The organism is Treponema peruense (assembly GCF_016117655.1).
GTDB classification, from domain to species: Bacteria; Spirochaetota; Spirochaetia; order Treponematales; family Treponemataceae; genus Treponema_D; species Treponema_D peruense.
In genome coordinates this window covers 2,724,368-2,738,066 of the sequence record NZ_CP064936.1, presented here as the reverse complement: position 1 = coordinate 2,738,066, position 13,699 = coordinate 2,724,368, and the positions used below count along the sequence as shown (strand labels likewise).

Here is a 13,699-nt window from a genome sequence, read left to right as displayed (position 1 = left end):
AGCTGTATATTATATTCCGCCTTTACTTTTTTTTTCAATACAGGTATACTTGAAATTCAAAATTATTTCTATAATAGAATAAAATCACTCAAAATTAAAAGTTGGGTTTCTTGGGGTTTCAAATGTCAGACGAAAATAACTATTCAGCGAGCAGCATTCAGGTACTGCATGGTCTTGAGGCTGTAAGAAAGCGGCCGGGTATGTACATTGGCTCTACAGGACCCAACGGACTTCATCACCTTGTTTATGAAGTTGTAGACAACAGTATTGATGAAGCAATGGCCGGTTACTGCGACAAAATTGTTGTTGCCCTTGAAAAAGATGATATATGCCGTGTAGAAGACAACGGACGCGGTATTCCGGTAGATATGCATCCTGTTGAACATGTTTCGGCTCTGGAACTTGTTCTTACAAGACTTCATGCCGGCGGTAAGTTTGACAAAAGTACATATAAAGTTTCGGGAGGTCTTCACGGAGTAGGTGTAAGCTGCGTTAATGCTCTTTCTACATGGATGGAAGCTTTTGTTAATACAAATGGAAAGCGTTACGAACAGCGCTACCAGACTGGTATTCCAAAGTCAAAGGTTGAATGTATTGGTGATACATCCCTTCACGGAACTACAATCAGATGGAAGGCAGATCCTTCTATTTTTACAGAAACAACTACATATAATTTTGATGTTCTTGCAAACCGCCTGAGGGAACTTGCTTTTCTTAACCCCGGAATTTCGATTGTTTTCAGGGATGAAAGGCTTGAAACTCCCAAAGAAGTTGTTCTTAAATTCGAAGGCGGAATAAGACATTTTACAAGTTTCCTTAACGAAGGCAAGCAGGTAATTCCGGCTGAACCGGTATATATAAGCGGCGAAGAAAATGATGTCGTTATGGAAGTTGCACTCCAGTATAATTCAGGCTATGACGAAAAGATTTATTCTTATGTAAACGACATCAATACGCGTGAAGGCGGAACGCATCTCGAAGGTTTCAAGAGTGCGCTCACGAGTGTTATGAATGATTTTCTTAAGAAAAAGGAAAAACTTCTTAAGAAACTTGATAAAGATGAAAAACTTACCGGTGATGATGTTCGTTCCGGAATTACGGCTGTTCTTTCAATAAAAGTACCTGAACCTCAGTTTGAAGGCCAGACAAAAACAAAACTAGGTAACAGTGAAGTGCGCGGTTATGTAGACAGTCTTGTAAGGGAAAAACTTACTCTCTTCTTTGAACAGAACCCGCAGATTCTTGACCAGCTTCTTGAAAAGGCAGTCGGTGAAGCAAGTGCCAGAATTGCCGCAAGAAAAGCAAAAGACAGTGCACGCCGCAAGAACAATATAGACAGTTTTGGTCTTCCCGGAAAATTAAGCGACTGTTCTTCCAAAAACGCAGAAGAATGCGAAGTTTACATAGTAGAGGGAGATTCTGCAGGCGGTTCTGCAAAGAAGGGCAGAAATCCAAAGACACAGGCAATTCTTCCTCTCTGGGGAAAAATGCTTAACGTAGAAAAAGTCCGCCCCGAGAAAGTAATCAACAATGAAAAGCTTCAGCCGGTTATTGCATCTCTGGGAGCAGGTTTCGGAAAAGATTTTGATATTACAAAGTTAAGATACCATAAGATTATCATCATGGCCGATGCTGATGTTGACGGAAGCCACATTCGCACTCTTCTGCTTACATTCTTTTTCAGATACATGCCTGAACTTATAGAAAAGGGTTATGTCTATCTTGCCATGCCGCCTCTCTTTAAGATTGAACTAAACCGCAAGGCTACTTACGTTTACAGTGATGAAGAAAGAGATGCCGAACTTGAAAAACTTGGTGACAAGAGAGAAAAGGCCGATGTTCAGCGTTACAAAGGTCTTGGTGAAATGGACGGAAAACAGCTTTGGGATACTACAATGAATCCTGAAACACGCAAGATGAAGGTTGTTACAATTCCAGATGCAATAGCTGCTGACAGAATTTTTACAATCTGCATGGGTGAAGAGGTTGAACCCCGCCGCAAGTTTATTGAGGAAAATGCAATCTACGCAAATCTTGATGTCTGATTTGTCGTCTCATATTTAGTTTAAGGGAATAAAATGGAAAATACACCTATTGCTAACGGTTCAAGTCTTATACAGATTCCTATCGAGGACGAAGTAAAGCAGGCTTTTATAGATTACTCAATGTCTGTTATCGTAAGCCGTGCTCTTCCTGATGTAAGGGACGGACTCAAGCCCGTTCACAGAAGAATTATTTATTCTATGGACGAACTTCACCTTGCTTCTTCGGGCAAGACAAAGAAGTGTGCTACTATAGTCGGAGACGTGCTCGGTAAGTATCACCCGCACGGAGATGCTTCTGTTTACGATGCACTTGTTCGTTTGGGACAGGACTTCAGCCAGAGATATATTGTTGTTGAACCGGGCGGAAACTTTGGTACAATAGCCGGAGACCCTGCCGCTGCATACCGTTATACTGAAGCAAAAATGACAAAAATTGCCGAAGAAATGGTTGCCGACATCGATAAAGATACTGTAGATATGGTTCCAAACTTTGATGATGAAAGAAAGGAACCGTCTGTTCTTCCTTCAAAGTTTCCGTTCCTTTTGTGTAACGGTTCAATGGGTATTGCCGTCGGTATGGCAACAAACATGCCGCCCCACAATCTTCGCGAAGTTGCTTCGGCAATAGGTGCCTATATTGATAATCCCGAAATAACATTGGATGAACTCCTTACACACATAAAAGGTCCGGACTTTCCTACAGGCGGAATAATCTTTGGACGCCAGGGAATCAAGGATGCCTACAGAACTGGAAGGGGAAAAATTCTTGTACGTGGAAGATTCAAAATTGAAGTAAATGAAAAAAGCGGTGCTGAATCCATCGTATTTACAGAAGTTCCGTACGGAATAAATACACGTACACTCTGCGAAAAAATAGGTGAACTTGCACGCGATAAAGTCATAGAAGGTATATCTGCGATAAACGATGAATCTTCTGACCGCAGCGGAATGAGAATCGTAATTCACCTTAAGCGCGGAGTTGTTACAAAACTTGTAATAAACCAGCTGTTTGCAAAGACAGCCCTTCAGTCCAGCTTTGGTGTAATAAATCTTGCCCTTGTAAACGGCAGACCACAGGTTCTTAACCTTAAGCAGATTATAAAATGCTTTGTGGATCACCGCGACGATGTTATTACAAGAAGAACAAAATTCGATCTTGGAAAAGCAAAAGCCAGAGAGCATATTCTTGAAGCCCTTATCACTGCTGTAGATGCAATTGATGAAGTAATAAAGATTATCCGCGGAAGCCGTGATGAAGCAGAAGCAAAAGCTTCCCTTATGCAGAGATTTTCTTTTGATGACATACAGGCGCAGGCTATCGTTGATATGCAGCTTAAAAGACTTACACACCTGCGCATTGACGAACTCAAAAAAGAGATGGAAGAACTTAAAAAGTGGATTGCCCATCTTGAAGATCTTCTTGCACACCACGAAAAAATTCTTGCACTTATCAAACAGGATACAAACGAACTTTCAGAAAAATATGGTGATGATCGCCGTACAGACATTGTAGCCGGTGAAGTTGAATCCATTAATATCGAGGATATGATTAAAGAAGAGGATATGGTTATCCTTATTTCAAAACTCGGATATATAAAGAGGGTTCCGGTAAGTCAGTACAAGAGCCAGGGTAGGGGAGGCAAGGGCACAATAAGCGCCAAACTTGTCGAAGAAGATTACATTAACCAGATGTTTGTTGCTTCAACCCACGATTATCTTATGTTTATTACAACAGCTGGAAAAGCCTACTGGATCAAAGTGCATGAAATTCCGGAAGCAGCAAAAACAAGCCGCGGTTCACATATAAAGAGCCTTCTTGCTGTAACTGCCAACGAAGATATAACTACAATTGTAAATCTTAAGGAATTTACTGACAGTGAATTCTTGTTTATGGCTACAGCGAACGGTATTGTAAAAAAGACTCCTACAAGTGAATTCCGTAATGCAAAATCCAGGGGAATGCAGGCGGCAAGACTTGATGATGGTGACCAGCTTGTCAGTTCAATTCTTTCAAGTGGAAAAGACGAAATTCTTCTGGTCAGCCGCAGGGGTCAGGCTCTTCGCATTAATGAAGAAGAAGTGCGTCCTATGGGAAGAAGCAGTCGCGGTGTTAACGGCATGAAACTTTCCGAAGGAGATGAACTTTGTGCTGCTATAAAGATTTACAACGAACCTGATTCCAAGATTCTTGTTGTTACAGAAAAGGGAATCGGTAAGCGCGTAGATCCCAACGAGTTTAATGCCCATGGAAGGGGAACCGGCGGTCAGCGTATATTCGGTAATGTAGACGACAAGGGAGAAATAATCGGATCCCTTTCAGTTAAGGACGATGACGGGGTAATGTGTATTACCAGCCAGGGTACATCTATCAGGGTTGAAGCTTCCAGCATAACTGTTCAGGGACGTTCGGCAAGCGGCATTAAGGTTGTAGACATAAAGGATCCTGATTATGTTGTTGGTATAGATAGAATTGCTCATTCAGATGAAGATAAAGCTGATGCGTAATTGTATATAATATAAAGAAATAAATAAAATATAGACTATATTTAAATATAGTATTTTAGAAAAGGTGTCTGTTTTTGTCTTTTAGGGACGAATTCAGACACCTTTTTTTTCATTTACAGAAGAAATGTTTCATGTGAAACAGAGCATCATAGTTTAATTTGCAGAACCAGCACAATTCATATTATGTTTCACATGAAACATAAGTGATTGAAAAAAAATCACTGTTAAACAAAATTATATCTAAGCTTTGGAATAAATTGCGAAAGAACTCATATTTCAATCATAAAAATCCGTTAAACTAGCTTTTATAGATTGACGTCGATTTCAAAGTTGTTTCTAAAAACTTAATTTATAGAATCGCCTTATTTCTGAATGAACGCAGAAAACATGCTTTATGTGGAGGGAAAATAAACTTCACATGAAACAATGTGGTAAAAATATATAAACGAATGTTTCACATGAAACAGAGCCATTAGTTAGATGAACAGAAGCTATTCCTGTCAAATGTTTAATAAATACTGATTTTGGGTAAGCCTTCACGCGCAAGAAAATGTGTTTCATGTGAAACAAATAAAAGTGTTTGTCAGAGAAAAGCTTTAAATAAAAAATGCATATTAAATGGTAATAAAAAGAAACAATCTCTTGAATGCAGAAAAGTTTTTTGATGATGGTTGATATATTTTAAAATAGTTTCACATGAAACAAAATTATAAAATATATCAAACTGTGGATAACTTATGGAAAATTGGACGAAATTTGGGAATTTCAAAGTAAAAGGCCTGTAAATTCTTATATACAAAGAATTTACAGGCCTTTAGTGTTTTATTTATTTTTTCATACAGATGTGAATAAACTGTGGATAACTTAAATAGTGTTTCATGTAAAACATGATTAAATGTTAATTCGCATTACTTTGGAACCACGTTGGGGAGTCCATAATTCTTTTCTTTTTTCAGGGAGGGTAGACACTTCTGAAGCAACAAATCCAAGTTTTTCAAACCAGTCTGCTGTTTGTGTGGTAAGCAGGAAAATGCTTTTTGCATGAAGCTTTTTTGCACGTTCCACGAGAAACATTATCATTTTGGGGCCAATGCCAATATGGGAACAAGTTTTTTCTACAGCGACACCGGCTATTTCCATTTGACCGTCGCTGTAGGGTAGAAGAGCTGCACATGCACGTATTGCACCGTCTAGTTCGTAAACTATGTAGTCTGACAGCTGGTTAAGAAGTATTTCTTTTGAACGGGGGAGTAGCACGCCGTTATCTACAAAAGGCTGCATAACGCTTAGTACTGAAGGAATATCTTCTCTTATCATATCGCGTATACGGCCGTAGTTTTGACTGTAAATCATTGTTCCTGAACCAAGGTCGCTGAAGATTTCACATGAAATAGTTCCATCAAAAGATCCGTTCAGAATGTGTACACGTGAAACACCATTGCTACAGGCTTTTTTTGCAAGTGATAAAAGAGATAAAATCTTTTCTTTAAGGACTACCGAACGGTAGTTAAATTCAGCAGAATTTATCGCCTGGTCGGTAGTTTTTGCCTCTGAATTTACCGACTGGTCATTAATTTTTAGGAAATTATCGACTTCTTCCAAATTCATTGCCGGAACTGTACCTTCCGGCGAAAGTCCCAAATCTTGTGGGATGGTAAACATCTGCTGTGAAATGTCTGCATTCGGGATAAGGAAAAAAAGCTTTTCTGCCTTCATGTGTACGGCGATCTGCTGGGCAAGTTCTATGGAAGAAATGTTGTACGGTTTTCCTACTGCACTCCAACCTATGCAGGGGAAAATTGGAATAAAGCCGTTATCCAAAACTGTGCGGATTGATTCAATTTCGAGACGGTCAATTTCACCACTGGTTCCGTAGTCAAATCCTTCTATAACACCTTTGCCACGTGCCCTGACCCAGTTGCCTATAACTGCTGTCTGTTTTTCACCGGCAAAGGCTGTCATTACCTGGTTTGAAACATCAAAGGCTGCCATTTTTATTAAAGGCATTGCTTCCGAACCTGTAATGCGGCAGTTGTTATGAATGTTCCACGTGATGCCGGCCGAAGAAAGAACTTCATTGATTCTTTTGCTGGCTCCGGGAACCATTATTACTTTAAGACCTGCTTCGTGAATAAAGCAAATGTCCCTGATGTGGCTGGTAAAAAGAGGTGAGTCAATTAGGCTGTTATCAATGTAAATTATAACGAGAGCATTTTTGAATTTGCGTATGTAGCGTATTACGTCACGGATTCGTTCGGCTTTTTCATGAATATAATTTTCGTTCATGGTTTTAACTTATTGTGAATTGGATTTTTGGTCAAGGGAAAAAATAAGGCGCAAAGCTTTTTGAAAGAGACCTGCGCCTTAACGGTCAGACTTTGAACAGATGTATCTGCTTACCGATTGTTTGGATTGAATTGCTTATGTTTTCGGAAAATTAGGTTAACGATTCGCCGGTTTCATGGATTTTCTTTGTGCCGGTGCCCATAGTTAGCATTGTGTTTTTGAACCGGTTTCTATGTATTCAAGCAGATTCTGGAAAGAGTCTGCCATGCCCGAAACCGTATAAGTATACTACGTTTTTTATAAAATGGAGAATAAATCGAAAAAAAAGGCGGCCAGAACTTTAGATCCCGACCGCCAAATGCTTGTCTTTCTATTTTTAAATGTTTAACCCTGATTTATTGGATTTCTCCGTCGGCGGTCTTTACCGTAGTAATGGATTTTCCGTCTGCCTGGAGATTTATTCCGGCCGCCTGTGCATGGTGGTCTGCTATTCTGTATGTAATCTTACAGAACTTGTCTATGTCTATTTTTGCAGGTTTTTCGCAGGGCTCTGTACCTTCAAGAACGACCTGTGTTCCAGGAGCAGCCCAGGGAGCGGTAAGAAGTTCTACTTTTTCTTTACCGTCTTCTACATAGTCTGCAGCAAGAAGCATTCCGTGGCTTTCTACACCGCGCATCTTTCTTGGAGCAAGGTTTGCGGCGATTATGATGTGCTGGCCAAGGAGTTCTTCGGGCTTAAGGTAAGGAACAAGTCCTGACTGAATTATGCGCTCTGTTCCGCTACCGTCGTCGAGTGTTTCTATATAGAGCTTTTCGCCTTCAGGATTGCGGTCTACCTTGATAATCTTTGCTACACGAAGATCTATGTATTTGTTAAAGTGAGCGACTGCATCAAACTGAACGGCAGGCTGTGCAGAACTTTCGTTTTTCTGTGGTGCTGCCGTCTTGTCGTTGTGTTCCTTTGGCTCGGTTGCCATAAGGTACTCTAGATCCATTTCTCCGGCTACACACGGAACGCTGATCTGCCAGTTTTCAAGAACCTGCGGGTGTATTTCTCCGAAAATTCCTACCTGCTTTCCATTTACCATGATTCCGGCCTGTCTTCCCGGAATAAAGCGCGGATCGTCTGTTTCCTGAACTTCGTATTTGTGGTCAAGATAGTAGAGAATTGTGCTTACTTCGCTGGCTGTGTCGTTGAAGTTTGCATTGTTTGCAGAAGTAAGGAAACCAAGACTCTGGATTGTTTTTGTTCCGGTGTTTTCAGAAGGATCGATGAATGCAATTTTTCCTACTTCAAAGATTTTGTGCGGATAGACTGCATTGCCGCTTTGTGCTTCGGCTTCGAAAAGGGATGCAATGATTGACGGGCGTATAAACTGATAGTTTTCGCTCATCGGGTTTGCAATTTCGATAACGTCGTCGGCTTTTACACACATGTTGTCTATGTATGTCTTTTTTGAACCAAGGTAGTTGAAAATCATTTCCTGGTAGCCCATTCCGGCCATAATGTTTTTTACCTTGCGGCTGTAAAGGGTTATGGGAAGAAGGCGGCCTATTGTAAAGTCACTGGGCTTTTCGGGAGAGAAGCTGTCTAGTCCGCAGCCGATCATTACATCTTCGATTACGTCTACTTCGTGCAGGAAGTCGTTGCGGTAAGGAGCCGGTTGTACTGTAAATACAGTGTCGCCTGATTCTTGTTTTGATGTAACTTTGTTTCCCATTTTGTAAAGCGCGTCCAAAACTTCTTTTTCTGAAAGACTGCTGCCGAGCTTTTTGTTTATTGCAGAAAGCTTTGCGTCTGTTGTTTCCTGAAAATAGAAAGGAGCCGTAATTTCTTTGCCGAATCCTGTGTCATAAGGATGCACAACTTTGACAGGAAGAATTTCGTATCCGGCATCGAAGAAGTCACAGGCTACAATGTTTGCGGCAAGCATGAGGCTTTCCATGTCTGTTCCGGTAAGTTCTACCATAAGGTCTTTGTCGCCTATTTCTATCTGTCCAAGAGTGGCACTGTTGATAATAGGAGCCATGCTCATTATTTCGCCTTTGTCATCTTTAAGAACAGGGTATTTCTTGAAGTCTTTGAGTATGTAGCCGTAGTCTTTTCCCTTTGGATGGGTTTCAAGAATTTCACGGCATGTCTGTTTGGATTCTCCCTGCAGAGGAACAAAACTTACCTTGTCGGGATCGGCTGCGGTGTAGTGAACCGGCCACTTGATGTCTGCAGCACGGTAGACGCCCATTGAAAGAGACTTTCTTTTGCGTCCGAAGTTCCAGGCGAGTTTTTCCTGGGTCTGCATTATGTCTATGAGCATTGGTTCGTCAATGGGTTTTCCGCTTATGACGAAAGAAACCATGTAAGGTCTTATATCTTTGAGTTCAGGATCAACAATGGCAATTCTGTCTGCTGAATCCTGGCGTGTTTCTTTTGTAGAGAGGAAACCTGTGTAGTCTGAATGCTTTGCTCCCTCATGTTCACGAAGGCAGCGTGTGACTCCGCCGGTGGACCAGAGATCAGGGCGGTTTGTGTCGTTAAGTTCAATTTTTATTACGCGCTTGTCGTCGGGCTGTGACATGTCGGGCTTTTCGTCAAGTTCGGCTTTGGCAAAGGTAAGTTTTTTTTCAAAAGTGTCCCAATCGTATTTTGTTCCAAGAAGATTGAAGAAGAGTTTTTCGTTAACTTCTATTTTTGGCATGGTATCCTCTATGATTTTGATGTGCATATATTGTAACGAAAAGAAGTGTAATTGTCTAGAATTATGCAAAAATGCACGGCGTGGAGGTTTTGACTTTTGACGGATGTACATTTATTATTGATGTGGGAAGAGATTGAATTTTTTTGGGGGAAATGTGAATTCTCGTAAAAAGAAATTTGTTTTTGCAATAGGTACAGTTTTTATGGCTGCCGTTCTGTACCTGTCATGGGGGTTTTTCTTTGACAAAAAAAATATTGTCGAGCCTTATTCCGCCTTCTATGAAGATGTAGAAAGGGGGACAGTTGAATCTGTAACGGTGACAGATAGAAATCTAATTTATTCAAAAAAGGGTACAGATGAAAAGTTTTGTACAGAAAATCCTGACTCGCCTTTGCTCAAGGAATTCCTTTTGAAAAACAACGTGAAAGTAAATGTAGAAAAAAGTGGCAGTGAAGTTCTTTCGCTGATTTTTGATATTTTCTTCTATATAATATTCTTTGGTACGGTAATTTTTGTCTTTAAGAAATTTATTTCGCCGAATACTTTTAAATGCGTGCGTTCAACAGGGAAGAATTTTTCTGACGTTGTTGGAATGGATTCTCTTAAGCATGATATGCTGCAGGTTATGGACATTATGCGGAACCCGAAAAAATGGCAGAAGGCCGGAGTAAGGATGCCAAAGGGAATTCTTTTGGAAGGCACGCCCGGAAACGGAAAAACTCTGTTTGCGAAAGCTCTTGCCGGTGAGTCAAAGGTTTCGTTCATTCCAGCCAAAGCTACTGATTTTGAAAGTATGTTTATGGCGATTGGTCCCATGAAAGTAAAGATGTTGTTTAAAAAAGCGCGACGTATGGCTCCGTGTATTATTTTTATTGATGAATTCGACGGAATTGGAACAAGGCGCAATTATTCGGGGTCGGCAATTGAGACAGAAAACACGCGTATTGTTACGGCTCTTCTTAACGAACTTGACGGTTTTACATCGAATGACGGAATTCTTGTTCTTGCGGCGACAAACAGCATTAGTGCACTGGATGAAGCGTTGATAAGGCCAGGTCGTTTTGACGCGCGGGTGAAAGTTCCTTTCCCAGATTTTGATGCAAGGGTACAGCTTGTGGAAATGTATACCCGAAATAAGGGTACAGATGAGTCCTGTTCCGCGCAGGTTCTTGCACGGGAATTTGACGGCTTTTCGTGCGCAAAAATTGAGTCTGTGATAAACCGCGCGTCATTGCTGGCATTGCAACAGGGACGTGCAAAATTTACACTGGCGGATGTTAAACACGCCATTGCCGGGGAATAACAGCGCGCGCAGAAAGACTCTTGTCCTAAAGAGATAAATATTAACGAAAGTTAAAATGCGCGAAGGAGCACGGGGGAGTTCAAAATGATTTGATTTTTAGCCGTTTCGAAGTAACAAAGTTACTTCGAAACTACAATAGTTACTATGCAAAAATCACATCAAGGCCAATATTGGCCGGTTTTGGACTTCACCGGGCGACTGGGAGCATTTTAACATTAGCTGACAGTTAGTTAAATATAGTGTCTTTCTGCGCACACGGTTCAGTTGGGCAGGAGCCAGTTGTTTTGTACGGCGGCTTCTATGTTTTTCTGTACCCATTCCCAGACGACCGGCATTGTGGTTCTTACGATGTCCATTCTCTGCTGAACGGCAGAAACTGACACTTTGTGTTCGAGCCAGGTTCCGCCCTGAGTGAGCGTGTTGTGAAAAAACGGCTGAATTCTGTCGAGGCAGTTTGCAAAGCGTGAGTCTGCTGTGAGCCGCGCTTCAAATTCTTCCCAGAGCGCGCGCAGTTGGGTGGACTGATCTTCGGGTAGTATTGAAAAAATTTTGTCTGCGGCCTGTTTTTCGCGCGCGGCTTTTGTTTCGTAACCGGCGGTGTCATAGGCAAATGTGTCGCCCGCGTATATTTCGATGATGTCATGTACCGTGACCATGCGGAGGGCCTTGTTTATGTCGGGCGTATCGGTACAGTATTCGCCTAAAAGCTGTGCCATAACAGCGAGATGCCATGAATGTTCGGCGTCGTTTTCGCGGCGGCTTTTGTCCAGAAGAAATGTCTGTCTCATAATATGCGTCATCTTATCGATTTCGGCTATGAATTCCATCTGTTTGTCAAATCGTTCGTTTCCTGAAGCAAGATAATTCTTGAAGGGATTTTCGTTAAGTGTTTTTTTATCCATTTTTTTTCAGCCTTTTTTATTGAATAATTTTGTATGGCGAACCGAATTCGCTGTTATCGTCAAGTTTCTTCCATACAAATGTGTTTTCGCAGAGTGTCATGTAACTGTGCGGGGAATTTTCTTTTGGAAGAGAAACGCTTCCGGGGTTCAGGTAAGTGAAGTTTTCGTGCTTTGTGCAGGCCGGAATGTGTGTGTGCCCGCAAAGAAGTATGCTGTTTTGTGCGCAGGGCAGCATTTTCTGTTCGCTAAAAATGTGTCCGTGTGTGGCAAAAATTGTGGAGTTCCCCAGATCGAGTGCTATATATTCCGCCATGAGAGGAAAATTCAAAACCATCTGGTCTACTTCGCTGTCGCAGTTTCCCCTTACGCAAAGAATTTTTTGTGACAGGCCGTTAAGCAGTTCAATTACTTTTTTTGGATTATATTCCTTTGGCAAATCGTTGCGCGGGCCGTGATAAAGTACGTCTCCCAGTAAAAGAAGTTTGTCTGCCTTTTCGTATTCAAACGCGTGAATAAGTTTTTCGCAGTAATATGCTGAACCGTGTATATCTGATGCAATTAGCCATTTCATGTGCGGAATTATAGCAGATTTCTTTTGTTTGTAAAATATTTTTGTTTGCGTTATTATTGTTGTGCGAGGTTTTTATGCAGAAGGGAATGACTATAGTTTACGGTGTAAAATCAGGTCTTTATGTGAATTTGACAAACAGGTGTCCCTGCGCGTGTACTTTTTGTATCCGTAAAAATGCCGATAAGGTTTACGAAGAGCCTGATACTTTGTGGCTTGAACATGAGCCTTCGTTTTCTGAAGTCAGGTCGGCTTTTGAGGCACAGGATATGTCGCGCTATACTGAAGTTGTTTTTTGCGGTTACGGTGAACCGACTGAAGCGCTGGATGTTATGCTTGAGACTGCTGCTTTTGTAAAAGAGCATTATAAAATTCCCGTAAGGCTGAATACGAACGGGTTGGGAAATTTGATTAACGGCAAAAGAATTGAACCGCTTTTGGAAGGGCTTGTTGATACGGTTTCTGTAAGCCTGAATACAAGCGATGTTGAAAATTATCTGCGCGTTGTTAGGCCGGGTTTTGGCGCGGAGTCATTTGAGAGTATGCTGGATTTTGCGCGGGAGTGTAAAAAATATGTTCCCAACGTGGTGATGACTACGGTTGATACTACAATAAGCCATGAGGACGAAAAATGCTGTGCAGAGATTTGCCGCGGGCTTGGTGTTAGTTACCGCATACGTGAATATTCCGCACCGGATGAAGGGGACAGTTCAAAGGGTACAGTTTCAGAAAACAAATCAACGCTTAAGGATACAGATGCAGTCGTGGAAACAGAAACGGGTACAGGTGAAAAACCACGCAGCCAGTTAACGACTCTGTGCTATATTGAAAAAGGTGACAGTTATCTTATGCTACACCGCGTTTCCAAAAAGAATGATATAAACCATGACAAGTGGATTGGAGTGGGCGGGCATTTTGAAAGAGATGAAAGCCCGGAGGACTGTCTTTTGCGCGAAGTTAAGGAAGAGACAGGACTTACTCTGAATGGGTACAGATTCCGCGGTATTGTGACTTTTATTTCTGACGGATCTGAGGCCGAATATATGTGCCTTTATACAAGTGATGATTTTAGCGGTACACTTATTGACTGTGATGAAGGTAAACTTGAGTGGATTAAAAAGGCCGACTTTATGAAACTGGAGCACTGGGAAGGAGATGCCATTTTTCTTAAGCTGATTGAAGAAGACGCGCCGTTTTTTTCTTTGAAGCTGGTGTATACTAACGGTCGTTTGGTTGAATCTGTTCTGAACGGTCGTAAGTTGTAGTTTAACTACCGTTTGTGTATTAACGAACGGTAGTTATTTACTAACAGCCCTCCTGGTCAGCCGGTGTAATCGAAAACCGGGCCATATGGCCCTTGATGTGATTTTTGCATAGAAACTATTGTAGTTACA

At 41.4% G+C, this 13,699-nt stretch carries 8 protein-coding genes; 4 read left to right on the top strand and 4 right to left on the bottom strand.

The annotated features are described in order from the left end of the window. The first annotated feature begins 122 nt into the window (after positions 1–122). Positions 123–2,045, top strand: coding sequence for a DNA topoisomerase (ATP-hydrolyzing) subunit B (gyrB, locus tag IWA51_RS12555; RefSeq protein ID WP_198442663.1), 1,923 nt, complete (start codon positions 123–125; stop codon positions 2,043–2,045). A 33-nt stretch (positions 2,046–2,078) separates the two neighbouring features. Continuing rightward, a complete protein-coding gene (gyrA, locus tag IWA51_RS12550) occupies positions 2,079–4,550 on the top strand; it encodes a DNA topoisomerase (ATP-hydrolyzing) subunit A (RefSeq protein WP_198442662.1) in 2,472 nt (823 codons plus the stop codon). An 891-nt stretch (positions 4,551–5,441) separates the two neighbouring features. Here gyrA and argA read toward each other — a convergent pair. Beyond that, a complete protein-coding gene (argA, locus tag IWA51_RS12545) occupies positions 5,442–6,836 on the bottom strand; it encodes an amino-acid N-acetyltransferase (RefSeq protein ID WP_198442661.1) in 1,395 nt (464 codons plus the stop codon). 395 nt (positions 6,837–7,231) lie between these two features. Further along, positions 7,232–9,532, bottom strand: a complete 2,301-nt coding sequence (gene pheT / locus IWA51_RS12540) for a phenylalanine--tRNA ligase subunit beta (protein WP_198442660.1) — start codon at positions 9,530–9,532, stop codon at positions 7,232–7,234. A gap of 154 nt (positions 9,533–9,686) precedes the next feature. Between pheT and IWA51_RS12535 the strand changes: the two genes are divergently transcribed. Continuing rightward, the gene (locus IWA51_RS12535; RefSeq protein ID WP_198442659.1) at positions 9,687–10,835 is read left to right on the top strand and encodes an FtsH/Yme1/Tma family ATP-dependent metallopeptidase; all 1,149 of its coding nucleotides are present in this window, start codon (positions 9,687–9,689) and stop codon (positions 10,833–10,835) included. 260 nt (positions 10,836–11,095) lie between these two features. On the opposite strand, the gene IWA51_RS12530 is transcribed toward IWA51_RS12535, so the two are convergent. Both IWA51_RS12530 and yfcE read right to left on the bottom strand, forming a co-directional pair. Then, a complete protein-coding gene (locus tag IWA51_RS12530) occupies positions 11,096–11,737 on the bottom strand; it encodes an HD domain-containing protein (RefSeq protein ID WP_198442658.1) in 642 nt (213 codons plus the stop codon). A 16-nt stretch (positions 11,738–11,753) separates the two neighbouring features. Beyond that, positions 11,754–12,308, bottom strand: a complete 555-nt coding sequence (gene yfcE / locus IWA51_RS12525) for a phosphodiesterase (RefSeq protein ID WP_198442657.1) — start codon at positions 12,306–12,308, stop codon at positions 11,754–11,756. Positions 12,309–12,382: 74 nt separating this feature from the next. Here yfcE and IWA51_RS12745 point away from each other — a divergent pair, with 74 nt between their 5' ends. Beyond that, positions 12,383–13,570, top strand: coding sequence for a TIGR04100 family radical SAM protein (locus tag IWA51_RS12745; protein ID WP_230402665.1), 1,188 nt, complete (start codon positions 12,383–12,385; stop codon positions 13,568–13,570). The last annotated feature ends 129 nt before the right edge of the window (positions 13,571–13,699 follow it).

Excerpts from the sequence above, each read along its gene's own strand:
- gyrB (WP_198442663.1), top strand. The coding sequence starts at position 123 with ATGTCAGACGAAAATAACTATTCAGCGAGCAGCATTCAGGTACTGCAT.
- gyrA (WP_198442662.1), top strand. The coding sequence starts at position 2,079 with ATGGAAAATACACCTATTGCTAACGGTTCAAGTCTTATACAGATTCCT.
- argA (WP_198442661.1), bottom strand. The coding sequence starts at position 6,836 with ATGAACGAAAATTATATTCATGAAAAAGCCGAACGAATCCGTGACGTA.
- pheT (WP_198442660.1), bottom strand. The coding sequence starts at position 9,532 with ATGCCAAAAATAGAAGTTAACGAAAAACTCTTCTTCAATCTTCTTGGA.
- IWA51_RS12530 (WP_198442658.1), bottom strand. The coding sequence starts at position 11,737 with ATGGATAAAAAAACACTTAACGAAAATCCCTTCAAGAATTATCTTGCT.
- yfcE (WP_198442657.1), bottom strand. The coding sequence starts at position 12,308 with ATGAAATGGCTAATTGCATCAGATATACACGGTTCAGCATATTACTGC.
- IWA51_RS12745 (WP_230402665.1), top strand. The coding sequence starts at position 12,383 with ATGCAGAAGGGAATGACTATAGTTTACGGTGTAAAATCAGGTCTTTAT.